18 protein-coding genes and 5 pseudogenes are annotated in these 23,500 nt (G+C 60.8%); 16 read left to right on the top strand and 7 right to left on the bottom strand.

Annotated features, from left to right (window positions below; all coding sequences use genetic code 11):
- From OKW27_RS00910 to OKW27_RS00870, 9 genes and pseudogenes are all read left to right on the top strand, one after another.
- Window positions 1-1,821: an FAD-dependent monooxygenase gene (locus OKW27_RS00910; protein ID WP_429332237.1), complete on the top strand. Its 1,821-nt coding sequence runs from the start codon at window positions 1-3 to the stop codon at window positions 1,819-1,821.
- Between the two features lie 21 nt (window positions 1,822-1,842).
- On the top strand, window positions 1,843-2,481 hold the full coding sequence (locus OKW27_RS00905) for a VOC family protein (RefSeq protein WP_429332236.1): 639 nt from the start codon (window positions 1,843-1,845) through the stop codon (window positions 2,479-2,481).
- A 2-nt stretch (window positions 2,482-2,483) separates the two neighbouring features.
- Window positions 2,484-3,803, top strand: a complete 1,320-nt coding sequence (gene fahA, locus OKW27_RS00900) for a fumarylacetoacetase (RefSeq protein ID WP_429332235.1) — start codon at window positions 2,484-2,486, stop codon at window positions 3,801-3,803.
- 194 nt (window positions 3,804-3,997) lie between these two features.
- Window positions 3,998-5,692 carry an MFS transporter gene (locus OKW27_RS00895; protein ID WP_429332234.1) on the top strand — a complete coding sequence of 565 codons (1,695 nt, stop codon included), beginning with the start codon at window positions 3,998-4,000 and terminating at the stop codon, window positions 5,690-5,692.
- Window positions 5,693-5,789: 97 nt separating this feature from the next.
- Entirely contained in the window at window positions 5,790-7,454 is a 1,665-nt protein-coding gene (locus tag OKW27_RS00890; protein ID WP_429332233.1) for an FAD-dependent oxidoreductase, read from the top strand.
- Between the two features lie 10 nt (window positions 7,455-7,464).
- Entirely contained in the window at window positions 7,465-7,725 is a 261-nt protein-coding gene (locus tag OKW27_RS00885) for a DUF2783 domain-containing protein (RefSeq protein WP_429332232.1), read from the top strand.
- A 3-nt stretch (window positions 7,726-7,728) separates the two neighbouring features.
- Window positions 7,729-9,126 carry an MmgE/PrpD family protein gene (locus OKW27_RS00880; RefSeq protein WP_429332231.1) on the top strand — a complete coding sequence of 466 codons (1,398 nt, stop codon included), beginning with the start codon at window positions 7,729-7,731 and terminating at the stop codon, window positions 9,124-9,126.
- A gap of 74 nt (window positions 9,127-9,200) precedes the next feature.
- A pseudogene (locus OKW27_RS00875) lies at window positions 9,201-10,162 on the top strand (MBL fold metallo-hydrolase).
- Window positions 10,163-10,170: 8 nt separating this feature from the next.
- A pseudogene (locus OKW27_RS00870) lies at window positions 10,171-10,374 on the top strand (glutathione S-transferase N-terminal domain-containing protein); the annotation flags it as partial.
- Here OKW27_RS00870 and OKW27_RS00865 read toward each other — a convergent pair.
- Window positions 10,353-10,502 (bottom strand): annotated as a pseudogene (locus tag OKW27_RS00865) (AraC family transcriptional regulator); the annotation flags it as partial. The pseudogenes OKW27_RS00870 and OKW27_RS00865 overlap by 22 nt on opposite strands.
- A 165-nt stretch (window positions 10,503-10,667) precedes the next feature.
- Here OKW27_RS00865 and OKW27_RS00860 point away from each other — a divergent pair.
- From OKW27_RS00860 to OKW27_RS00840, 5 genes and pseudogenes are all read left to right on the top strand, one after another.
- A pseudogene (locus OKW27_RS00860) lies at window positions 10,668-11,571 on the top strand (DMT family transporter).
- A 607-nt stretch (window positions 11,572-12,178) separates the two neighbouring features.
- Complete coding sequence (locus OKW27_RS00855; RefSeq protein ID WP_429332230.1) at window positions 12,179-12,895, top strand: ABC transporter permease; 717 nt, start codon at window positions 12,179-12,181, stop codon at window positions 12,893-12,895.
- On the top strand, window positions 12,892-13,788 hold the full coding sequence (locus OKW27_RS00850; RefSeq protein ID WP_429332229.1) for a glycine betaine ABC transporter substrate-binding protein: 897 nt from the start codon (window positions 12,892-12,894) through the stop codon (window positions 13,786-13,788). Before OKW27_RS00855 ends, OKW27_RS00850 begins: the two co-directional genes overlap by 4 nt.
- A 15-nt stretch (window positions 13,789-13,803) precedes the next feature.
- Window positions 13,804-14,457 (top strand): ABC transporter permease, encoded by a 654-nt coding sequence (locus tag OKW27_RS00845; protein WP_429332228.1) that lies wholly within the window; start codon window positions 13,804-13,806, stop codon window positions 14,455-14,457.
- A complete protein-coding gene (locus OKW27_RS00840) occupies window positions 14,454-15,671 on the top strand; it encodes a betaine/proline/choline family ABC transporter ATP-binding protein (RefSeq protein WP_429332227.1) in 1,218 nt (405 codons plus the stop codon). The genes OKW27_RS00845 and OKW27_RS00840 overlap by 4 nt, the downstream gene beginning before the upstream one ends.
- A gap of 406 nt (window positions 15,672-16,077) precedes the next feature.
- On the opposite strand, the gene OKW27_RS00835 is transcribed toward OKW27_RS00840, so the two are convergent.
- Complete coding sequence (locus tag OKW27_RS00835) at window positions 16,078-17,211, bottom strand: NAD(P)H-dependent flavin oxidoreductase (protein WP_429332226.1); 1,134 nt, start codon at window positions 17,209-17,211, stop codon at window positions 16,078-16,080.
- A gap of 326 nt (window positions 17,212-17,537) precedes the next feature.
- Here OKW27_RS00835 and OKW27_RS00830 point away from each other — a divergent pair, with 326 nt between their 5' ends.
- A complete protein-coding gene (locus OKW27_RS00830; protein ID WP_429332225.1) occupies window positions 17,538-18,275 on the top strand; it encodes a dienelactone hydrolase family protein in 738 nt (245 codons plus the stop codon).
- A gap of 313 nt (window positions 18,276-18,588) precedes the next feature.
- On the opposite strand, the pseudogene OKW27_RS00825 reads toward OKW27_RS00830, so the two are convergent.
- The 5 genes and pseudogenes from OKW27_RS00825 to OKW27_RS00805 all read right to left on the bottom strand — a co-directional run.
- Window positions 18,589-18,699 (bottom strand): annotated as a pseudogene (locus OKW27_RS00825) (integrase); the annotation flags it as partial.
- 39 nt (window positions 18,700-18,738) lie between these two features.
- Entirely contained in the window at window positions 18,739-19,221 is a 483-nt protein-coding gene (locus OKW27_RS00820) for an NAD(P)H-dependent flavin oxidoreductase (protein ID WP_429332224.1), read from the bottom strand.
- Between the two features lie 93 nt (window positions 19,222-19,314).
- Complete coding sequence (locus tag OKW27_RS00815; protein ID WP_429332223.1) at window positions 19,315-19,818, bottom strand: lipocalin-like domain-containing protein; 504 nt, start codon at window positions 19,816-19,818, stop codon at window positions 19,315-19,317.
- Window positions 19,819-20,323: 505 nt separating this feature from the next.
- The gene (locus OKW27_RS00810; protein ID WP_429332222.1) at window positions 20,324-21,193 is read right to left on the bottom strand and encodes an SHOCT domain-containing protein; all 870 of its coding nucleotides are present in this window, start codon (window positions 21,191-21,193) and stop codon (window positions 20,324-20,326) included.
- 599 nt (window positions 21,194-21,792) lie between these two features.
- A complete protein-coding gene (locus OKW27_RS00805; RefSeq protein ID WP_429332221.1) occupies window positions 21,793-22,593 on the bottom strand; it encodes a substrate-binding domain-containing protein in 801 nt (266 codons plus the stop codon).
- 115 nt (window positions 22,594-22,708) lie between these two features.
- Here OKW27_RS00805 and OKW27_RS00800 point away from each other — a divergent pair, with 115 nt between their 5' ends.
- Window positions 22,709-23,500: an IclR family transcriptional regulator gene (locus OKW27_RS00800; protein ID WP_429332220.1), complete on the top strand. Its 792-nt coding sequence runs from the start codon at window positions 22,709-22,711 to the stop codon at window positions 23,498-23,500.

The following is a 23,500-nucleotide window of genomic DNA, read 5'->3' as shown; positions in this document are numbered from 1 at the left end:
TTGCGCAAGCTGCTGAAGATGAGGAGAGCAATCTTGAAACAAGTCAATGTACCGGTACTGATCGTCGGTGGAGGCGGTTGCGGGCTGAGCACATCTATTTTTTTGGCCAACCTTGGCGTTGAATCGCTGCTGATCGAGCGGCACCCGCAGCAGTCGCCGATGCCGAAGGCGCGGTACCTGAATCAGCGCACGATGGAGGTGTTTCGTCAATACGGCCTTGCCGACGCAATCTACGCACGATCATTGCCGATCGAATACGTCAGCAAGATGCGCTGGTGCACGAGTCTGGGCGGCGATCGCCCGTGGGACCGCAAGACGCTTTACGAACTCGAAGCCTGGGGCGGCGGTTCCCTGGCGTCTACGTATCAGAAAGATAGTCCGTGCCAGAGCACCGTTTATCCGCAAGTGCGCCTTGAGCCGCTGCTCAAGGCGCATTCGGAGCAGATGGGTGGTGCGCAGATGCGCTTCGGTCACGAGTTGCTGTCGATCGAGCAAAGCGAGACCGAGGTCATCGCGACCGTGCGTGACCGCATCGCTGACGAAAACTATCAGGTTCGCGCTCAATACGTCGTCGCTGCCGACGGTGGAAAAACGGTCGGTCCGTGCGTCGGTGCGCGTCTTGAAGGTACGCCCGAACTGCTGGAGATGGTGACCGTCTACTTCGCGGCAGATCTGTCGGCTTATATCGACGACGACAACGTCAGCACGTTCTGGTTTGCGAATCCCGAAGGCGACACCAAAGCATGGGGTAGCGGCGTGCTGGGTAAGCTGGGCCCGACGCGGTTCGACCGTCGCTCAGAAGAATGGATGTTCCACTTCAGTTTCAAGCCCGGCAGCAGCGAAAATTACGAGGCGGCTACGCTCGTGCCGCGCATCCGCGCATTGTTGAAGATTCCTGATCTCGACATTAGCGTGCTCAGCGTCGGCAAGTGGATCGTGCAGGGTGTGCTGGCTGATCGCTATCGGTTTGGCCGCGTCTTTCTGGCAGGCGATGCCGCACATAGACACACGCCCACGACGGGGCTTGGCCTGAACTCCGCCGTGCACGACGCACAGAATCTGGCATGGAAACTGGCTGCCGTGATTCGGGGCCGTGCCGGAGCCGGTTTGCTTGACAGCTATGAGAGCGAACGTCGCCCGGTCGCCGAGCGCAACGTCAACTGGGCACTGTTCACGTTCGGAAATTATCAGGTGACGAATGCAGCCATCGGAATCGTGCCGGGCGATCCGCAGGGCAGCGAGGCAAACTTCAAGGCCTTGCTCGCCGAGGGCGACGACGCAGAGGCACGACGTGCCCGATTCAACGAACTGATGAAGGTGCACCGGACAGAATATCAGGCGCACGACCTCGAAATCGGCATCCGGTACGACAGGGGTGCGCTCGTCAGCGACAACACGTCGCCTCCGCCCCGCGACCCGCTGGGCCAACGCTTCGTTCCGACCACGCGCCCCGGCCATCGCATCGCGCATGCATGGCTGGCGCGCGGGGCGCAGAAAATTTCCAGCCTTGATCTCGCACGGGCTGATCGCTTTGTGCTTATTACCGGCCGGCCGGACATCTGGGAAACGGCGGCAAAGGAGACCACTGACAGGCTCGGTATGCCCGTCGAGGTGGTGGTCATCGCCGACGACGCACAGGTAAGCGATCCTTCGGGCGAATGGCGCAACGTACGCGAAATCCAGGATGACGGCGCAATCCTGCTGCGCCCGGATCAGCACGTTGCGTGGCGCTGTACAACTGCTCCAGTAGGTGTCGATCTCGCGCAGTGCCTGACGGACGTGCTGGCACAAGTCATCGATCGCGCCCCCGTGCCGGTCTAACTACGACAGATAGGAGTCGATATGCAAACTTCCACATTAGCAGCGCGCCGCTCGGCCTCCGAGCTGGGACTGCGGCCGAATATGCTCAATCACTATGCACGCGTCACGCATGACGTCGGTGCGACTGCCGACTTTTACGGCCGCATCCTCGGAATGGAACTCGCGAGCACGATCATGGATGATCTCGTGCCGTCCACGGGTGATGCCTTTCCCTATTTCCATATCTTCTTCCGGATGGCGGACGGATCAACGATGGCGTTCTTCGAATGCACCGATTTGCCTTTGCCCTCGTCTCCGTCGCATCCCGCCTACGACGTCTTCGACCACATCGCGCTTGAAGTGAGCGATACGGCCGAGCTCATGCGCTGGAAGGAATGGCTGGTAAGCCAGGGCGTAGATGTACTTGGCCCCGTCGATCACAAAGGCATTATTCAGAGCATCTATTTCAGGGACCCGAACGGATATCGGCTTGAGTTGACGACGCCGATCGATCCTGCATGGAACCAGCACACTACCCGGGCGCAGGAAGATCTTAATCAATGGCTCGCCGCGAAAGCAGCGGCGCAAGCCGAAGGCCGGGACGTCTCCGCCGCCATGATTGAGTTGATCGGACAGATTAAGCGCAAGCGCTACGAGACCTCTGCGGAAGGAAATAAGTGAACATGACCCGTTCCAATCACACCCATGAAGCTTCACGGAAGAGCTGGGTCCGCTCAGCAAATGACGGCGCGACGGATTTTCCAATTCAGAACCTTCCCCACGGCGTATTCCGGCGGGCTTCGCGAGGCGAAGATTTCCGAGGCGGCATCGCAATCGGCGATCAAATTCTTGATGTAGGCGCTGCTCTGGCAAGGAGTCTTTTTCCGGCAGAAGCGCGTGAGGCAGCGCAGGCGGCCGCACGTGCGCCGCTCAACGATTACATGGCGCTATCGTCCGACAAGCGAAGCGCTGTGCGCTCGGCTGTGTCGTTCCTGCTATCTGAGGACTGTCCTCAGCGGAAGGAGGTTTCCGAATGCCTCGTTCCGCAGGCGGACGCTGAATACGCTCTTCCGGCGCGCATCGAGAACTTTTCCGACTTTTACTCGTCGCTCAGCCATGCGACAAACGTCGGCCGTCTGTTCCGGCCCGACAATCCGATCCTGCCAAACTATCGCTGGCTGCCGGTAGGCTATCACGGCCGTACGTCCTCGATTCGTGTGTCGGGACAGGATTTCCGTCGGCCAACCGGTCAACTGAAGGACCCGAGCAGCGCCGAGCCGGAGTTTGCGCCCAGCCGGCGACTTGATTACGAAGCCGAGCTCGGTGTACTCATCGGACAAGGAAACGAACTCGGCACGGCCATTGACATCCAGAATGCTGACGCGCATGTATTCGGCGTTTGCCTGTTGAACGACTGGTCCGCGCGCGACATTCAGTCATGGGAATATCAGCCGCTGGGGCCGTTCCTTGCGAAAAGCTTTTTCACCAGCCTGTCGCCGTGGATCGTGACGCTCGAGGCGCTCGAGCCGTACCGCACCGGCTTCTCTCGGCCTGAAGGTGATCCTGCGCCGATGCCGCACCTTTGGAGTCCGGAGCTGGCGACACGTGGTTCGATTGATATTCGGGTCGAGACTCTGTTGCAGTCAGCGCAGATGCGAACCAGCGGCGCACCTCCGGCGAGCTTGTCCATCTCGCGTTATCCGGACGCTTATTGGGCAATGTCACAACTGATTGCACATCAGACATCAAACGGGACGAATCTTTGCCCAGGCGACCTGCTCGGCAGCGGGACGCTCTCAGGCCCCGATCCGGCTTCGCGCGCCTGTCTTCTTGAACTCACGGAAGGCGGCAAGCATCCGTTCACGTTGCCGAGCGGAGAAACCCGCACGTTCCTGGAGGACGGCGACACAGTCATCATGCGCGCATGGTGCGAACGAGACGGCTATCGTCGCATCGGGTTCGGTGAGTGCCGCGCGACGGTGCTTCCCGCGCGCCGGCCGTGACGGGTGACGTGAGGATGTAAGGAGCGGCGGTGGCCTTGGCCCATCGCTGGTAGGAAAACATGAACCGTATTGTCCGTAAGAGATAAGCGGCTACCCAGGAATCACCTGGATCGGTGAAGGACAAGGCAACCCAGTGACATACCCAAAGGGTTTGTCCAAAGCCGGTCCACCATCGTCCGGATGGAGGAGACAAAATGAAATCCGATCAAACCGCCGCGAGCCTCGCGGCAGGCACAGCTTTGCCTGAACATTCCGCAGGAAAGCGCTCGGGCGCGAGCCTTTACCAGATTGTGGTTGCTGCATCGCTTGGATCGTGCTTCGAGGCGTACGATTTGTTCCTCGTCGGCACTATGGCTGCCGTGATTGGCAAGCAGTTTTTTTCCGGTGTCAATCCCGCGCTGTCGCTGATCTTTACGTTGCTCGGATTTGCGGCAGGCTTTCTCGTCAGGCCGCTTGGCGCGATGGTCTTCGGCGGCATAGGCGACCGGCTCGGTCGAAAACAGGTCTTCGTCGTGACGGTCGCGCTGATGGGACTCGCGACCGTGCTCATCGGTCTGCTGCCGACATACGCAACCGTCGGCGTCCTCGCCCCCGTTATGTTCGTCGGGCTGCGGCTTGTGCAGGGGTTCGCGTTGGGCGGCGAAAATGGAGGGGCGATGGTGTACGTCGCGGAACACGTTCCGGCAAATCGGCGCGCCTTCTATACCTCGTGGCTCCAGATTGCACCGATCGCTGGTCTGATTCTCTCTCAGCTGGTCGTGCAGGGCACGCGTTCTACATTTGGCGAGGCGGCTTTTCTTGAATGGGCCTGGCGTGTGCCGTTCGTGCTATCGCTGGTTTTGCTGGCGTTGTCGTTGTGGATGCGTACCCGCATGGGCGAATCACCTGAATTCGAACGCCTGCGCAACGAACACCAGGTCTCACGCGCGCCGCTCAGGGAAGCGTTCACCGGTCGTCGCAACATCGTCGCAATGATCTGTTCGCTGTTCGCTCTTGGACCCGGCGCGGCGGTGACGTTTTACAGCGCATTTTTCTACACGCCATTTTTCCTGACTGAGGTGCTGCGCGTTGAGCCCGCAACGGCCAATCTGCTTTCAATGTTCTCGCTCGTCATGGCGGTTCCGATCTTTCTCGCTTTCGGCGTGCTGTCCGACAAGATCGAGCGTAAGACAGTAATCTGCACAGGTTTCATTCTGGTTGTCCTTTGTTATCCGGCTATCTACCGCGGCCTGACGCATTTTGCCAATCCGGCGCTGGAACGCGCCATTGAGACGGCGCCCGTCGTGGTCGTGGCCGATCCGCACGAATGCTCCACGCAATTCAATGCACTCGGAACGTCGAAGCTCCATACGTCCTGCGATCTCGCGAAGAGTGCGCTTGTCCGCGCCGGCATCAGCTACACGAATGAGACAGCGAGCGCGGGTGCCGGTGCAATCATCAGGGTGGGCGATAAGGTCGTCGCTTCTTACGAAGGCAGCGGGCCGGACGCCCCAGTCAAGGCTAAAGCTTTCGCCGCCTCGCTGCGCGGTGCGCTGGACTCGGCCGGATACCCGCAGAAGGCCCCGCCGCACGGTGTGAACCGGCCAATGGTCTTCCTGCTGCTGGTCGCCCTTGCCACTTTTGCAGCCATGACCTACGCACCTTTAGCAGCGGCAATGACTGAACTGTTTCCAGCCAGGATTCGCTTCACCGCGCTTTCCGTGAGCTACCACATCGGCTTCGGCTGGACTGGAGGATTTCTTCCTGCAGCGGCTTTCGCGATCGTCGCGGCGAACGGGAACATGTATGCAGGATTGGCCTATCCCAGGGTGGCCGCCCTGATCGGCGCAATCCTTGTCGTGGCGTTCATGCTGGCAGCACGCACGGGAAGTCTGAAGCACGAGACGTGACACGAGGGGTTGGCGTGGCGGGCGGGCGCCGGGTCGGCGTTGCATGGCGTGACCTGGCGGCGCGGTTACGCAAGGTTGTAATCTGGAGACATTGACAGTGCATAGTACCTATCAGTACGAGAAATTCGAATTTGTGCGTCCGCCTGAGCTCAATGGCGTTCCCCATGGGCGCTACCCGGTGGTCGTGGTCGGCGCCGGTCCGGTCGGTCTCACTACCGCTATTGACCTGGCCGCCCAGGGGACGCCGGTGCTTCTCCTGGACAACGACGATACTGTTTCATTCGGCTCACGCGGGGTGGCGTACGCCAAACGCACGCTCGAGATCTTCGACCGACTCGGCTGCAGCGGGCCGATGATGGAAAAGGGTGTGTCTTGGAACGTCGGCCGTACATTCTTTGACGAGACGGAAGTTTTTAACTTCAATCTCAGCCCGGAGCCCGACCATCATCGCCCCGGCATGATTAACCTTCAGCAGTACTACCTCGAAGAGTTTCTGCTTCGACGCGCTCGCGAGTTGCCGAATCTCGAGATCCGTTTCAAGAACGAGGTCATCGGCATTATGCCGCAGGGTCATGAGGTGACGCTTCAGGTCAGGACCCCTGCGGGGGACTACACCTTGGACACGGAATGGCTCGTCGCTGCGGACGGCGCGCGCAGCCCAATCCGCACCTTTCTTGGGTTGGACATCGACGGGAAAATCTTCAAGGATCGGTTCCTGATTGCCGATGTGGTCATGAACGCCGACTACCCCACGGAGCGGTGGTTCTGGTTCAATCCGCCGTTTCACCGTAATCAGTCAGCGCTCGTACACCGTCAGGCCGACAACGTCTGGCGGATCGACTTCCAGCTTGGCTGGCAGGCCGACCCGGAAGAGGAAAAGAAGCCAGAGAATGTGATCCCGCGCATCAAAGCGATGCTGGGCGACGACCGCGAGTTCGAGCTCGAATGGGTGAGCATCTACACGTTCCAGTGCCGGCGCATGGGCAGCTTCAACCATGGCCGCGTGCTTTTTGTCGGCGATTCCGCGCATCAGGTTTCTCCTTTTGGGGGGCGGGGTGCCAATTCGGGCATACAGGACGCCGACAACCTGGTATGGAAGCTCAAGCTCGTTATGGAAGGCAAGGCGCCGTCGGCGCTGCTCGACACCTACACGGAAGAGCGCGGGCTGGCTGCTGACGACAACATCAGGAACTCGACGCGCTCGACGGATTTCATTACCCCGAAAAGCAACATCAGCAAAACGTTCCGTGATGCTCTACTGGGGCTGGCCGGGGAGCAGCCTTTTGCACGGGCGCTGGTGAACTCTGGCCGTCTCTCGGTGCCCACCATCCTGATCGACTCGAGTCTTAACACGCCGGATGCGTCGACGTTCGCCGGCAACATGGTGCCGGGGGCGCCGATGGCCGATGCGCCGGTGACCGGTGGAGGTCAATCATGGCTGCTCGGTGCATTCGGTGACCGCTTCGCCCTGCTCCTTTTCACGAAGGACGCGTCAGCGCTCGATGCGGCGACTGTTCAGGCGCTCGCCGAACTTTCGGATGCGCCGATTCCGGTCGAAGCAGTTGTGGTGGCGGAAGGTGGCAGCGCCCCTAGCGGCATTCCCACGCTCATCGACATCAAGGGGCGCGTCCGCGAGCGATACGATCTCGCTCCCGGGAGCGTCTATCTTGTGCGGCCCGACCAGCATGTCGCAGCACGCTGGCGCGAGCTTGACCCGATGAAGGTACGGAGCGCAATTGCCCGCGCGACGTGCAACGATTGAAGGACTCAGAATGGCACTGACTACGCAGCCCAATTTTGCTGAACCCGGCAAACGCTATTTCTATTCGTTCGTTCCCGGCGACGATTTTTACGAGGCGCTCATCAATGCTCATCGTGACCTCACCGATGAGCAGAGTTCAACGCTCAACGCGCGGCTGATCCTGCTGCTGGCCAACCACATCGGCGATCTATTAGTGCTGCGCGAGGCGCTTGGTATCGCGAGGGGAAAAGTGGAGACCACCGGCAACCTCGAACCTTCCGCGGAGCGTTGATCCATGAGCGGATCCAATGATTTGATGCAGGCTGAATGGCGTCTGACGGATTATGTGCATGGGTTTGATGCCTCGCATGCACCGGAAGAGGCACTCGCAGTCGTGCGCAACATGCTTTTGACGACCCTCGGTACGGCGATCGCGGGTGCCTCCGAGGACGGTTGCGCAGCGATTCTGGACTTCGTCAGGGAACGTGACAGATCAGGCGATGCCACAGTGTTCATTCATGGCGATTCCGTATCAGCCAGCGGTGCCGCGTTGGTAAACGGCGTCATGTGTCGGGCATTGGACTTTTGCGATGCGATGGCGCCCGGGTTGCATACCGGTTCCTCGCTCATTCCGGCGGCACTGGCCGCGGTGGAGCTCGCCGGCGGTTGCTCGGGCCGGGACTTCCTATCCGCGCTCCTCATCGGGGCGGAGGTCGCCTCCCGGATGAATCTGGCAGAGACTGATTACGATGGCGCCGATCCGACGGGCGTGGCCGGGGTCTTCGGCGCGACCGCAGCGGTGGCGAGGATACTCGGCCTGGACCGTCAGCAAACCCTGCACTCACTGGCATTGGCGTTCAACCGGGCAGCGGGCAGCTTCCAGAGCAATATCGACGGGTCACTCGCGGTGCGACTGATTCAGGGGTGGGTGGCCGAGACCGGGGTCATGTGCGCGCAGCTCGCGCAACGCGGTATCACCGGACCGGGCCGCTTCCTGTCCGGTGTCTACGGATATGCGCACCAATTTGCCCGAGGGCTTCGCAAGGCCGACGAGTTTGTCGAGGGACTCGGAGAACAGTGGCAGGTAATGAGCACCGTATTCAAAAAATACCCCAGTTGCGGCCTGACGCAGGGGGTGACCGAGCTGGCGCTGCGCGCACGCAAGGAACTCGATATCGGACAGGGTAACGTCGGTCGCATTGAGGTCAGACTGCCGCCGTATGCGTACCGCCTTGTTGGCCATGATTTCGTAATAGGCGAGAACCCTCGCGTGAACGCGCAGTTCAGTGCGAAATACTGCGTCGCTAATGCGTTGGTTCGGGGCGCATCGCGACTCGAGCACTTCGTCGAGTCGAGCATCCGCGATCCCGAGGTACTTGCATTCACCGGTCGGGTCGACGTGATTTCCGATGAGACCATGCAGGCGCTTCACCATACGGCAGTCGAGCTTCGCGTCGAAGCGGCCGATGGCCGTCGGCTGAAGCTGGCGCTCGATATTGCTCCGGGTTTTCCAGGCAACGCTCTGCCCGAGCAGGCCCATCTGGCGCGTTTCACGGACTGTCTGCAGTATGCGGCTAAACCGGTCTCAGGTCAGCAGGCTGACCAGCTTGTGCAGATCGTGAACACTATCCAGGAGCAGGACGACGCGCACGCCATCCTGTCTCATATGCTGGTGGAGCGCGGCGGCGCATGACCTCGGGGTCCGCGCTAGCACAAAACAGCTGTTTCCCCATCTTAGATATCCGTTACAGAACACGGAGAGTTGGCATGGCAAAGGCATTCGCATCCCAAGGGGACCTGGAAGTCAAAGAAATTACATGGACGCAACTGTCGGAGAACGCTTATGCGTACACCGCCGAGGGCGATCCGAATTCGGGCGTGATCATCGGTGATGATGGTGTATTGATCATCGACACAACCGGTACGCCCGCAATGGCACAGCAACTGATCGCAAAAATCCGGTCGGTGACGGACAAGCCGATCAAGTATGTGGTGCTGTCGCACTATCACGCCGTGCGCGTCCTGGGCGCGTCGGCCTACTTTAAGGAAGGGGCCCAGGAGATCATCGCCAGCCGCGGTACCTATGAGCTGATCGTAGAGCGCGGCGAAGCGGACATGAAGTCGGAGATCGAACGCTTCCCGAGGTTGTTCGCAGATGTGGAGACGGTGCCTGGGCTGACCTGGCCAACGCTTGTTTTCGAAAAGGAAATCACGCTTTTTCTCGGCAAGCTTGAAGTCAAGATCGCACATCCCAGCGCGGGCCATACCAAGGGCGACACGGTGGTCTGGCTGCCGTCGCAGAAGGTGCTGTTCTCCGGTGATCTGGTCGAATACGGGGCGGCCTGCTACTGCGGTGACGCTCAGCTGGCCGAGTGGCCGGCGACGCTCGAAGCGCTGCGTGCTCTCGGTGCGGAAAAGCTCGTGCCGGGCCGTGGACCGGCACTGGTGACACGCGAAGATATCGAGCAAGGGCTCAACTATACGAAGGACTTCGTGACCACTCTGCTTCAGAGTGGTCGTGATGCAGTCGCGCAGAAGTTCGATCTGAACGGTGTGATGGCGCACACGCGCAAGGTCATGGACCCGAAGTTCGGGCATGTTTTTTCATCTACGAGCACTGCCTGCCCTTCGACGTGTCGCGGGCCTACGACGAGGCCAGCGGTATCAGCCATCCACGTATCTGGACGGCTGAACGAGACAGGGAAATGTGGGATCAGCTTCAGGGCTAAGAGCGGACTTGAAGCTATATAGCTACTTCCGGAGTTCGGCGTCCTATCGCGTGCGGATTGCGCTGAACCTCAAGGGGATCCCGTACGAGTACCTGCCGGTGCATCTGGTGCGCAACGGCGGTGAACAGCTCGCGCCGGCATTTAGGGAAATCAACCCCGACCAGCTGGTGCCTACGCTGCTTGACGATGCGCGCGTCCAGACGGCGATGGCGAGCCGGTCGCCGAGCCACGCGAAGCGGTCCAGATTCGCGTTGCCGCTGCTCAGCGTGTGACAGACCGACTGCAGGCCGAACGGCGTTTCGGTAGCGGGCATCACGGGGACGGGTGGGCTGACGTTCACGGAAAACGGGCGAATGACTGTCGATGACTGGATGAGCACGAGTATACGGTGAGCCCTGCGCGGCGGCTCGTCGACGCGAAAAAGTGCGCAATCCTGGACAAGTGCGGCCGGCTGCGCGGGCGCATAGTCGAGCTTCCTTCCGCATTCGCTGTTGCAGGCTCGACCATGAATCTCGCGCTCTATGCCGTCACCGTATTGATCTGGGGCACCACGTGGATCGCCATCAAATGGCAACTCGGCGCGGTTGCGCCGCCGGTGTCGCTTGCGTGACGTTTCTGGATCGCGGCGCTGTTGCTGTTCGCGCTGCTGCGCATCATGCGCCGGCCGATCTGGCCGCCGCGCGCCGCATGGCGCTTGCTGGCCGCGCAAGGATTGGCGCTTTTCTGCCTGAACTTCCTCTGCTTCTACTACGCCGAACAGGTCGTGCCGAGCGGCCTGGTGGCGGTGGTATTCTTCACCGCGCCGCTGCTGAACTCGATCAACGGACGCCTCTTCATGGGCCGGCCGCTGCAGCCCTCGGCGATTGCCGGTGCGTTGCTCGGGCTCGTCGGCATTGTCTGTCTGTTCGTTCAGCAGATGGCCGGACACCTGGGCGATCACACGGCGTGGCTGGGCCTTGGGATCGCGTTCCTGGGGACCTTGTGTTTTTCGGCCGGCAATCTGTTGTCGAGCCGGATGCAATCGATGGGCTTGCACCCGTTCGCCACCAATAGCTGGGCGATGCTGATCGGCGCGAGCATCCTGACGGCGGGGAGCCTGCTGGCCGGCTTTCGTTCGCGGTCGAACCGTGTCCGTGCGTTATCTCGGCGCGCTGGCTTATCTCGCGGTGTTCGGCTCGGTAATCGGCTTTACCGCGTACCTGATGCTGGTCGGACGCATGGGCCCCGAACGGGCCGCGTACTGCACGGTACTGTTTCCGATTGTGGCGCTGGCGGTGTCGACGGTATTCGAAGGCTATCAGTGGTCCGCGTTGGCGGTGGTCGGGCTGTTGCTGGTGGTGGCCGGCAATCTGGTGGCGTTCGATCTGATGCGGCGGATTTTTGCGCGGCGGTTGGTCGCGCGATCGTGATGGTGCGCTTCACCGTCAGCATCACCTGACGCGATGATGAATCGTATTCGACAACTGCTTCGGCGGCCCGTTTGAGGTGAGCGTTTTCGGGAGGCGCAAACGCGGTCGAACGCCCGACAGGTGAGCTTTTGCGGGAACAAACTCCCCGCCGACAGGCCGCCGGGCCGCCCCTGAATTAACCACATGGGTAGACGAACCCTCCCAACGCCCGTATAATCCTTTGCACCCTAACCGCGAAATCGTAGCTAAATAGCCTTGGTTAGAAGGGGTTGGATGCAAATTAGCAGCACATTGCACCCATCCCGTCACCGGTAAAAAAGCCGGTCTTCCAAGGGGCACCCAAACCCCGCCGGACAAACGACCCAGCGCCGCTGTCCACAACATCATCATCGATGGATCTGGCGCCAGTTTTGTTAACTGGCAAGCCACCGAGGGCACGAGCAACTCATCGCCGGGACCCTCGCGCCGGGCAACAACACACTCCCGGCACCACTCGGTTCAACTCGCGGCATCTGCCGCGTCCCGAACTTCCCATTCGCAGCGTCGTCACGATGCCTGTGCGGCGTGGCTATTTCCGCGCGTCGCCCGAACAAGGAGGCGCATCTTCATGATTCATCGTCCTGCCAGACTGATCGGCAGTCTTGTAGCCATCGGCATTGTCGTCGCGTTGCTGTGGCGCGCGATCGACCCCGGCGCATTGCATCAGTACGCGCCCGATCTGGTCTACTACACGAAACGTCACCTGCTGCTCGTCGGCTACTCGATGGCGCTCGCGCTGCTGGTCGGCATACCCGCCGGCATCCTGCTGAGCCGCCCGTCGTTTGCGCGTCACGCCGAACGCTTCATGCAGATCTTCAACATCGGCAACACGATCCCGTCGTTGGCAGTACTCGCGATTGCGCTCGGCATCTTCGGCATCGGCGACATTCCGGCGCTCGTCGCGCTGTTCCTCGCGTCGTTGCTGCCGATCACGCGCAACGCTTACGAAGGCATGAAAAACGTCTCGCCCGCACTGCGTGAAGCGGCGCGCGGCATCGGCATGACGGGCAGGCAGTCGCTGCTGCGCGTCGAGTTGCCCAACGCGATGCCGATCATCATCGGCGGCGTGCGCACAGCGCTCGCGATCAACGTGGGCAGCGCGCCGCTTGCGTATCTGATCGGCGCGGACAGTCTCGGCACGCTGATTTTCCCCGGCATCTATCTGAACAATCAGCAGCAGCTTTTGCTCGGCGCCGCGGCGACCGCGATTCTCGCGCTGGTGCTGGACGGCATCGTTTCGGCCGGCAGCCGCTACCTGCTCGCACGACGCGGGGTGACGGCATGATGAGTCTGTTCAAACGCAGCGGCTGGGTTGCAGCCGGCGCACTGTTCTTCGCGAGCCTTCACGCGAGCGCGGCGACGCTCGTGCTCGGTGGAAAAAATTTCACCGAGCAGTACGTGCTGACCGAGATCACGTCGCAATACCTAAGCTCGAAGGGCTACACGATCGACGCGCGCACCGGGCTCGGCAGCACGCTGCTGCGCAGTGCGCAGGAGAACGGCCAGGTCGACGTGGTGTGGGAATACACCGGCACCGCCGCGATCGTCTACAACAAGATCACCGAGAAGCTCGATCCGAAGACGATGTACGAACGCGTGAAAACGCTCGACGCGAAGCGCGGCCTCGTCTGGCTCGATGCATCGCCGCTGAACAACACGTACGCGCTCGGCTTGCCGCAACGAGTGGCGCAGCAAACCGGTATCCGCACGATTTCGCAGCTCGCCGCGAAGCTCGCGGCGGAGCCGAACAGGAAGCACGTGTTCGCGATGGATGCGGAGTTCGCCAATCGCCCGGATGGTTTGAAGCCGCTCGAAGCCGCCTACGGCATGGAGTTCAGCCGCGCGGAAACGCGTCAGATGGACCCGGGCCTCGTCTACACCGCGTTGCATAACAACCAGGTGCCGATCGGTCTGATCTACACGACGGACGGCCGCGTGAAGGGCTTCAACATCATGCCGCTCGAAGACGACCGTCACTACTTTCCCGCGTACAACGCCACGCCGGTGGTGCGCAAGGCGACGCTCGACCAGAACCCGCAACTCGCGACGCAGTTGAACGCACTATCCGACGCGCTGAACAACGACACCATGCTGGAGATGAACAAGCAGGTCGACATCGAGGGCAAGCCGGTGCGTGAAGTCGCGGCGGATTTCCTGCGCACGCACAAGCTGCCCTGAGCGGAGACCTTTTCCATGACTGTATTCGACTATCTGTCGGCCAATTGGCCTGAGCTGCTGCAACTGACTGCGCAACATGTATGGCTGGTGGGGATCGCGGTGGGCTGCGCGATCATCGTCGGCGTTCCCCTGGGGATCCTGATCAATCGGCACGAGTGGCTCGCCGCGCCGTTGCTGAGCATCGCAACCGTGGTGCTGACCTTGCCGTCGATCGCGCTGTTCGGCCTGATGATTCCGGTCTTCTCGCGCTTCGGCCAGGGGATCGGCGCGGTGCCGGCGATCACCGCCGTGTTCCTCTATTCGCTGCTGCCGATCATGCGCAACACCTACCTCGCGCTGCGCAACGTCGACGCCGGCATCAAGGAAGCCGGCATCGGCATCGGCATGACCGTTTGGCAACGGCTGCGGCTCGTCGATTTGCCGCTCGGGGTGCCGGTGATTCTCGGCGGCGTGCGGACGGCCGTGGTGACGAACATCGGCGTGATGACGATCGCCGCGGTGATCGGCGCGGGCGGCCTCGGCACGCTGATCATCCGCGCAATCGGCCAGAGCAACATGATGAAGCTATTGGTGGGCGCGGTGCTCGTGAGCTTGCTCGCGATCGTCGCCGACCTGCTGCTGCAAGCGCTGCAACGCCTGCTGACACCGAAGGGAGTGCAAAAGACATGATCGAACTCGACCAACTGACAAAGACATTTACGCAGAAGGACGGCCAGCAGGTAAAAGCGGTCGACTCGGTGAGCCTGACGGTCGGCGCAGGTGAAATCTGCGTGTTTCTCGGCCCGTCGGGTTGCGGCAAGACCACCACGCTGAAGATGATCAACCGTCTGATCGCGCCGACTTCGGGCCGCGTGCTGATCAATGGCGAGGACACCTCGGGCCTGAACGAAGTCGAATTGCGCCGGCACATCGGCTATGTGATCCAGCAGATCGGTCTGTTTCCGAACATGACGATCGAGGAGAACATCACGGTCGTGCCGCGTCTGCTCGGCTGGAACAAGAAGCGCTGCCGCGAACGGGCCACGGAGCTGATGTCGATGGTCGCGCTCGATCCGAAGCTGTATCTGAAGCGCTATCCGCGTGAACTGTCGGGCGGGCAGCAGCAGCGCATCGGCGTGATTCGCGCACTCGCCGCCGATCCGCCGGTGCTGCTGATGGATGAGCCGTTCGGCGCGGTCGACCCGATCAATCGCGAGTCGATTCAGAACGAGTTCTTCCAGATGCAGCGTCAACTGAACAAGACGGTGATCATGGTGAGCCACGATATCGACGAGGCGATCAAGCTCGGCGACCGTGTCGCCGTGTTCCGCCGTGGTCAACTGGTGCAATACGATCATCCGGATACGCTGCTTGCGCATCCGCGCGATGAGTTTGTCGGCGCGTTCGTCGGGCAGGACAGCACGCTCAAGCGCCTGTTGCTGGTGAAGGCCGGCGACGCCGCCACGCAGCCGGAAACCGCCCATGCCGACCTGCCGGTTGCACGCGCCTTCCAGATGATGGACGACAGCGACAATCGCTATCTGACCATCGTCGACGACAAGCGGCAGGCGCTCGGCTATGTGACGCGGCGCGCGGCGCGCGCGGGCCAGGGCGTGTGCGGCGATCATCGGACCGCGTTCAAGGCGACGGTCAGCGCCGACGAACATCTGCGCATCGTGTTGTCGAAGATGTATCAGTTCAATTCGTCATGGATGCCGGTGCTGGATGGCGACGGCCGCTATGTCGGCGAAGTCACGCAGGATTCGATCGCGGATTATCTGAGTTCCGGACGTTCGCGCCGGCAGACGGGTCAGCCGGCAATCGTGTCGCCTGCCGTCACCGCGGCGGAAGCGGCTGCCGCTGCCGCGCAAGCGGCGGTTGTAGAGCACGCCGTGCATTCGTAACGCAATCGCATCTAAGCTGAGTAAGGATTCGAAGGCGTTGTGGACGACATGACCGCACTGATCCAGAATGGATCCAACTTGCTCGGTGGGGGGCGGTTGTTTTGACGGAAGGCCGTTGCGGGCGCCGGACGCGGCGGCCTGACAACCCTCGAAGCTGTCGCGTCGAAGACTCAGAGCAATACGGGGTTACAAGCGTGCCCCACGCGAGCGCACGACGTCGATGTTGTTCGTCGTCCCCTCCCGGTTGCGGGCGATGGCCGGTTACGGGGTAGAGCCGACGCCTGAACGTCCGGCCGACGACGGATGTGAACGGCGGATTGTGGCCGCGACCAGACCGCCGGCTCGATGACCGGGCTGCCGCTCGACGCAGCCGCTTGCGATGAGAGCTTTGAGCCGCACACCCGATTTACGTAGTCGACTTCGACGCCGCGAAATCCGCAAGTAATAACGAGTTGGCTGATAACGACGTGATTGACCAGACCATTTCGCGTACGAGCGTGGCTACCAACTCGGCAGCCGGCATTGCTCGCGACAGGCGTACAGCCTGCCCCGCCCATTGCGCTGCATATTCCGAGCTACCGTGCGCCTGTGCCGCAGCATTGAGCGCTTTCCCCGCAGCGAACGCCAACGGAAAGTCGGGTACCGGCGGGCAGGCGGGATCGCGCCCGAGTCTCGTGAAATGATTTTCGATCGCACGAGCCGGCCTGCCGGAAATTACCTTTATCAATGCGGTCCTGCTTCGAGGGTCAAGTAGCGCGGCGCGGTCAGCCTCACTCGCAACAGACTCGGCCGTGGTGAGGAAAGCAGTTCCAAGCTGGGCCGCTTGCGCGCCCAGCGCGAGCGCAGCTGCAATGCCCGCGCCGTCCATGATCCCACCCGCAGAAATCACCGGCAGTGATGTTTCGCGCAGCAGCAACCGGACGAGCGCTATCGTCCCGAGCTGTTCGTCCGCCAACGCCGGATCGAACATGCCACGGTGGCCGCCCGCCTCGATCCCTTGCGCAACAATGGCATCGATTCCCGCTGCTGCAATTTGGCCCGCTTCGTCCGAATTAGTGGCCGTCGCCATCAACACAATGCCGGCGTCGCGCAGTGCGGCGATTTTTTGCGAGGGTGGCAGCCCGAAATGAAAGCTGACGACAGCTGGGCGTTCTTCTAACAGCAACGTCAACATCGCGTCGTCGTCGACGAAGCTTGAGTAACCCGCGCCGAGGGCCGTTGGCGGCTGTGCCTGGAAGCGCTCGAAATGCGGCTTCAGATACGTGAGCCAACGCGCGTCACGCGCCAAGTCTGCGGGTGGTCGAACATGGCAAAAGACATTCACGTTGAATGGACGGTCAGTGAGCAAACGTGTTTCGCGGATGAGGGCGCGAGCGTTCTCCGCAGTCATGCCGCCAAGACCGACGGAGCCCAGCGCACCTGCATCGGACACGGCCGCAGCCAGCGCCGGGGTGGCCCAACCGGCCATCGGCGCCTGGATGATCGGTACAGCAATTCCGAGTTTCGCGAGCAGGTTAGTTGAGTTTTCAGTGGTGCCCATCGCACGCTCCTTCGCCTGGTCATGACTAGCGCGTGGTTTTGCGCGCTCGCCAAGTCGACTATATTGTGCATCCCTGCGACGCTGACCGCGTTTCCCCCCGCTGGGGGGTGCTAAACGAAGGGTACGATCGACCCACAAACGCCGTTCGACATAGCACCGTCTTGACGACAGCTTCCAAGGTACAACGGCCATTCCCTGACCATTAGACGTTTGGCGAAACGAGGGATCGGTTTAATGACTCAGGAGGTTAAATACACACTGCTGACCGGAAACGGATGTTGACGATAGACTACTCTCGCCACACCCATCGGCAATAGGAGCATTTCATGCCCCACGAACGAGTGACTATTCGAACTCGCGACGGCGAATGCCCCGCGAATATTATGACGCCTGCTGGCGAGGGGCCGTGGTCACCGGTGATTTTCTTTATGGACGCTGGCGGGATCAGGCCTGCGGTGCTTGAGATGGCACAGCGCGTTGCAAACGCCGGCTACGTCGTGTTACTCCCCGACCTGTTCTACCGCTACGGCCCCTACGAAACCCTCGTGCCAGAGGAAGTGTTTAAGGGCGACGTGCGCGCAATTCTAGGCCCATTGATGGCTACGACAGGGAATGATAAGGCTGCGAATGACACCGAAGCCTTCCTGGCCTATCTCGATGCCCGCAGCGATGTTACGGGCGCCAAGGTCGGCGCAATAGGTTTTTGCATGGGTGGCGGTATGGCGATTACCGCGGCGGCCACCTATTCTGATCGTTTTGTGACGGTCGCTAGCTTCCATGGTGGCAATCTGGCGACCGACGCGCCAACCAGTCCACACTTGCTCGTGTCCAACCTAAAAGCAGCGGTCTACCTCGCGAGCGCAGAGAACGATGACAGCTATCCGCCGGCGATGGCCAAGCGCCTGGAGAAGGCGTTCGTCGAAGCCGGTGTAAATTACCGCGCGGAAATTTACACCGCCGCTCACGGTTGGATGGTGCCGGACTTCCCGGTATACGACCATGCCGCCGCCGAGCGCGGGTGGGAAGCGTTGTTTGCGCTGCTGAATCAAAACTTGCGCGGTTGAAAATCAGTCCGACGCCAGAATGGCGTCTTTGAATGGCCGGTTTCAAGTGCGATGCTGTTGAAAAAGTCGCGACATACGGGTTGTCGAGCAACAGCAAAAAAATCGACCTCTCAGATCGGCCTACAAGCCGCTCGCAGCCCTTGAGTAAGGGTAAAGCGACCCATGAAAACCTCGCGATTAGACGGTGGCCGACTTTTTCAACAGCATCAAGTGCGGAAGCCGCCGCTCGAGCGTCCTGGCAAACGGCCAAGCGAACGTCCCTTGGTGGCCGGGACAGCGCCCGATGCAGACCACCGTCCGGAGGTACCTCGGTTCAAACTTCGGTCTGCTCTGCCATCTCAAGGGCATCGTCGACCTCGATGCCACGGTACCGCACTGTGCTTGCACGTTTGGTATGGCCGAGGATCTGAACGGCGCGGAGGTGGTGCTCGGTCAGCCCGGTGGCAGATCAACTCACCTACTATCACGACGTTGAGGTGAACTTGAGCTTGCTGCCCTTACTGAGGAGATCGGCCGCCTGTGCCGCCATCGATTGCACGATTGATTCCGCACCCGGGCGGTCTTTTAACAGACCCACAGCCTCTCCGCAGATGACTGCAACCGTATCCAGGTCGTTCCGAGCGCGTGCCTGGGCGTATTTCTCAGACAGCGTACCAAAGGCGCGGAACGCGTCGGCTTCCCGGTCCGCCCATTCGTCGGTCAGGTTGTTCTTTAGGAAGCGAAGTGAGTATTCTTTCGGCCACGGAAACCCTCGCAGCGCATCGAGCACTTTCGTCTGAATCGTCGAATCGCCGGTCACAGCGATAGCCTTGTCAGTGTGCGCCTTTGGGGTGAGCGCTTCGGCCGACGCCCACAGACGTGTCCCCACTACCACCGCATCTGCACCAAGCATCAGGGCTGCTGCCAATCCTCTGCCGTCCGCTACGCCTCCGGCCGCAATCAGCAACGTTCCGGGCGAGGCCTTCGCTCATGACTTGCCGACCCGAGCGTAGCGCGGGCGTGGGCTTTCGAAATCCCCCTCATACGCAAGCTTTCCCGCCTATTTCGCGCGTTGCCACACTACCATTTGCGCCCCATACCCGAAGCTTCCTGGAGTAACGTACGTTAGCCGATTGCCAACAAGGGTGAACGGCCTTTGTTGAACCTCTCCATCCCAGTTCGGAAATGTACCTCGCTGAATGCGGAATACAATGGCATGTGCCGCCTGGTCCACCGTATATGTGCCGAAATGCGCCACATTGCCCTGCGCAATTACTCTGTTTTCCTCAGCGGATCCCGAGAGGCGGTCACCGGATGCGAACTTCGGCAGGTCGGTACGAACCCCAACCAGAACGTAGCGGCCGTCGCTCCCAAATATCAACTGGCCCTCTGGATGCGGACCGAGTAATTCTGTTTGGGTGCCACTCCTCGAAACCGTCAACGATACCAAGGTCCATGAACCCACGATGTCGCCTGCTGACTGCGCGAGCGTCTGTTGTTCGGTGAGCCACATCGCGACAAACAGTGTCGCGGCGCCGGCCATTGTCCGGAGGGTTTTATTCATGGCTTTTCTCCATCATCGTACGAGCATAGGGATTCGACAGCCCCGGCTCCGTCGGCCGGGTGCCGCGAGACTTTCCATCAAAGCGTAGGCTTTTTTCGCACTGCGGGCATTCTGTGCGCCCTCCGTTTGCTCAGGGCGTGGGTCTGCATCGATGCATATGGAGGAACAATGCCACTCGTCTAGGGCTTCTAGCTCACCGAAGGGCGTAATACAATAAACGAGGCAACTTGTATGCAACTTTGAACGTCCCAGTTCGACCCTCAGCCGCCATTAAACTCGAAACCGGGTCAACGGCAGCTTCGTGCCATCTGGATGACCGCGATAACGGCCGAGGAAACTGCCGGCGAGCGCGAACTCGAAAACGTCCGCTCGACTCTGGCCCTGCGTTGGCGAATGGCTGCTTCAGGGTAGGGCCTAGACCACGTGGAGAGGGGACGGGGAGAGGTGTAGGCGTTTCGGCAAAGTAGAAATCGTGCCCCGATTGCGCTGCGCGATGACGGGACGCTCACAAACGGCTCAGCAGCTCCGCTTTCTTGGCGGCGAACTCCTCATCGCTGAGAATCCCCTTCGCGTGCAGCTTGGCGAGCTTCTCTATGGTGGCGAACACGTCTGCCTCGCGGGCGACCGACTGAGTGCTGTCGGGCTCCTCCTGCACCGGCGGCGACGCCGGCTGCGGAATCCCACCGACCGAGACAACCGGCAGGCTGGCGACAGCAACCAAGCCGTGCTGGCTCGCGAATGTGAGGGACGCGTCGCGGGACTGCTGCTGTGAGAAGCCGCTGATCTGGTGATCGAGCGTATCGTAAACCGTCACCTTGCCGTTCACTTCGATCGCCAGGCGCCGGGGCTGGGCGAAGTAGGCATAGCGGACATCGTTCTGCGCGCCGGTGCTGTTGGGCCGCCCCAGATCAGCGGGCCACCAGTCGCCAGAGGTGCCGGGCGCGGGTGGAACGAACAGACTCACCGGTCCGACCGGTCCGGCTGCAGTCTGCTGCTGGTTGCTGCCACCGTAACCAGCGCTCTTCTGTTGTTGCTGGCCGCCGCCGTAGTTTCCCTGCTGCTGGGTACCCTGGCTCTGCGACTGGAAGCTGCCGCTGCGAATAAGGTCGGGCTGGTTTGCCATCAGGCGGGAAAGCTCGGTACAGAGCCCATCGACGCGGCCTTTGAGGTAGTTGTTGAACATGTCGGAGACCATGGTCATTCCCCCCTGCATCCACTGGCCGTTGCCACCAAATTCGGGGTGATTGAACTGGGCCATGCTGCCGTTACCGCGAATCACAGACTCCAGCATGCTCATCACGGCATCCGTGCTGAACCCATATCGCTGGGCTACTTCTTTGATCAATTGCTGGCCGGCGGGTGTGAGTTTTCGCATAATGATCCACTCATGTTTCTTCCGACACTGGATTATATAAACCGCAGCGCCGCCTGCCCGGCGCCGGACGGGGCAAATCAGCGAGGATCGCGAAATGCTGGGGAACAGTTCCGTGCACCGGTGCCATCGCAGCAGCGAATTTCGAAGTATTCGCAAGCCACGTAGATCGCGCCTGCGGACAGGAGAAACAGGGTAAGCGTTAGGAGCATGGAAGCAGTCCGGCCAGGCGAGCAAGAATCCAGTGGCACAACAGCACGGCTCGCCCGACTGGCAAAGCGCGTTGTGGCCAAGGTCTCCCTTGGCTCACGCTGCAAATTGTAGCGGCTGACCGCGCCAAGTCACCAAGCTATATAACTGTGTCTCGTCTCTTTCATCATGACCGGCCGTTGTCGACCCAAACGAGACAGCCCGGCGAAATCCACGAACGACCGCTTTGCGCGAGCGAGCCGTCGCTGGAAGTGACTGGATCGCACTAAACGGCTAGCTATCTTGCTCGAAGGTCATGCCCCCGTTTGCGCTCGGACAAGGTTAATCAACGAGAGAAGCGGCTGTCGCGGCAGCTTATCTTCCGGGGTACCAGGACTCAAAACCAATGCGATTTATTTGTGGGGCTCGATTGGGCCAAGCCCAGTCCTTTCGAATACTGCCGACGCTGTCGGCGTTCTCAGATAAGAAATGAGCGCCGCGGCGCCTTCCCGCTCCTGCGCGTTTGTTGACACGGCGGCGGAAATGACGCTCGCCTTCTGCACTTCTTGCGGAAGCGGCCCGACGTACTGGATCCCCTGAATGGCACGAAGTTCACTGATCTGTTGCAATCCAACTTCGGCGTCGCCCCGCTTAATGGCCGTTCCGACCAGCTCCTTCCCTTTGATCTGAACACTCCTGGCTTTCATTTGATCCGCGATGCCAAGCTTGGGGAACAACGTCTTAGTAATATAGGTGCCGCTCGCTCCTTCAGAGAAGGCTACTGATTTCGCTGCGAGCAGTGCACCACGTAGTGCTTCCACAGTACTGACATCCGGCTTCGGCATGCCGGCCTGAACCGCCACGCCAATTCGGGACGCAACGAGATCTGTGCGAGTGCCCGGGAGAAACTTACCCTGTCTGATCCGTGCGTCTAGCGCAGGGCGGATCATGAAGCAGACGTCCATTGCTTCGCCATTCTTAATGCGCATGGGTAACGCGTCAGCGGACGTACCGTATGAAGGCCCCCACGATATGACGAGGTGATTCCCGGTCTGTCGTTCATACGCTGGTCCGAGCTCCCTAAACGCTGCTGAGAGCGCTCCAGTTGCCAGAACATGAACGTCAGCGGCATGAACCACATTTGACAATAGTGACGCGGTGCAGAGTGCGACAGACACGGTCGCGCGTCGGAGCTTTGCAATGTTGATGACCATCGGATTATCCTTTTCTAGTAAAGCTACGTTTTGTTCAGGTATCGAATCTCACCGCATGTAGTGACATACATCCATAATTGACCTTTCCACGTTAAGCCCTACAGACCCGCTGTCTATGGCGAAGCACAAGAATCAACAACCGGAATCGAACGCTACCCCGTCGAATCGATCGCTCGAACGCGGGCTCGAACTGCTGCGCGCGTTCGGTCCCGGTGCAACGCTTCTCGGCAATGGAGAACTCGCGGAACGCACAGGCCTGCCGAAGGCTACGGTGAGCCGCCTTACACGAACGCTCGTCGAGGCGGGTTATCTCGAGCACGATGCGGCACGCAGGACGTATAGACTGGGCCTGCCCGTGCTCAGTCTGGCGCAGGCGTTGCGCAGCGGATCCACGGTACTGAATGCTGCAGGACAGCTAATCCGCGACACTGCCCAGGCAAAGCGCATCAATGTCGGAATCGCGGGCGCCGACCGGGAAGAGATGGTCTACCTCGAGTCCATTCGTTATAACCAGCGAGCCTCATTGCGTACGATCGTCTCGGGACAACGTGTGCCGATGGAACTGACTTCGCTCGGCCGTGCGTATCTCGCCACGCAGCCGGAGGCCGAATTTGCCCGCCTGATGGGCGCGTTCAAGCGTCGCGGACGGAGCGGCTGGGAGCGTCTGGCGCGAGAAATCGCCGAGGCCGTGGATGATGTGCACCGAAACGGCTATTGCGTCGCAAGCTGGCAGCCTGAAGTCATTGCACTCGCGACTCCGCTCGCCATTCCAGGACACCGGTTGTTGATCCTCAACTTTAGCGTCCGCACGGCAGCGTCAAAAGACAGCGTTGTGAGCGAGCTGGCACCGGCTCTGCTGCGTCTGCGCGACGAGATCAAAGCCGAATGCGTGCGCCTCGAAAATTGA

The organism is Paraburkholderia sp. 35.1 (assembly GCF_050436525.1).
GTDB lineage: Bacteria > Pseudomonadota > Gammaproteobacteria > Burkholderiales > Burkholderiaceae > Paraburkholderia > Paraburkholderia tuberum.
This window is presented reverse-complemented; position numbering and strand designations above follow the sequence as displayed.

Bases quoted from the DNA above. Each gene is read 5' to 3' on its own strand.
- OKW27_RS00905 (WP_429332236.1), top strand. From the start codon at position 1,843: ATGCAAACTTCCACATTAGCAGCGCGCCGCTCGGCCTCCGAGCTGGGA.
- OKW27_RS00830 (WP_429332225.1), top strand. From the start codon at position 17,538: ATGCCCCACGAACGAGTGACTATTCGAACTCGCGACGGCGAATGCCCC.
- fahA (WP_429332235.1), top strand. From the start codon at position 2,484: ATGACCCGTTCCAATCACACCCATGAAGCTTCACGGAAGAGCTGGGTC.
- OKW27_RS00895 (WP_429332234.1), top strand. From the start codon at position 3,998: ATGAAATCCGATCAAACCGCCGCGAGCCTCGCGGCAGGCACAGCTTTG.
- OKW27_RS00845 (WP_429332228.1), top strand. From the start codon at position 13,804: ATGACTGTATTCGACTATCTGTCGGCCAATTGGCCTGAGCTGCTGCAA.
- OKW27_RS00810 (WP_429332222.1), bottom strand. From the start codon at position 21,193: ATGCGAAAACTCACACCCGCCGGCCAGCAATTGATCAAAGAAGTAGCC.
- OKW27_RS00840 (WP_429332227.1), top strand. From the start codon at position 14,454: ATGATCGAACTCGACCAACTGACAAAGACATTTACGCAGAAGGACGGC.
- OKW27_RS00885 (WP_429332232.1), top strand. From the start codon at position 7,465: ATGGCACTGACTACGCAGCCCAATTTTGCTGAACCCGGCAAACGCTAT.
- OKW27_RS00880 (WP_429332231.1), top strand. From the start codon at position 7,729: ATGAGCGGATCCAATGATTTGATGCAGGCTGAATGGCGTCTGACGGAT.
- OKW27_RS00855 (WP_429332230.1), top strand. From the start codon at position 12,179: ATGATTCATCGTCCTGCCAGACTGATCGGCAGTCTTGTAGCCATCGGC.
- OKW27_RS00850 (WP_429332229.1), top strand. From the start codon at position 12,892: ATGATGAGTCTGTTCAAACGCAGCGGCTGGGTTGCAGCCGGCGCACTG.
- OKW27_RS00835 (WP_429332226.1), bottom strand. From the start codon at position 17,211: ATGGGCACCACTGAAAACTCAACTAACCTGCTCGCGAAACTCGGAATT.
- OKW27_RS00815 (WP_429332223.1), bottom strand. From the start codon at position 19,818: ATGAATAAAACCCTCCGGACAATGGCCGGCGCCGCGACACTGTTTGTC.
- OKW27_RS00800 (WP_429332220.1), top strand. From the start codon at position 22,709: ATGGCGAAGCACAAGAATCAACAACCGGAATCGAACGCTACCCCGTCG.
- OKW27_RS00805 (WP_429332221.1), bottom strand. From the start codon at position 22,593: ATGGTCATCAACATTGCAAAGCTCCGACGCGCGACCGTGTCTGTCGCA.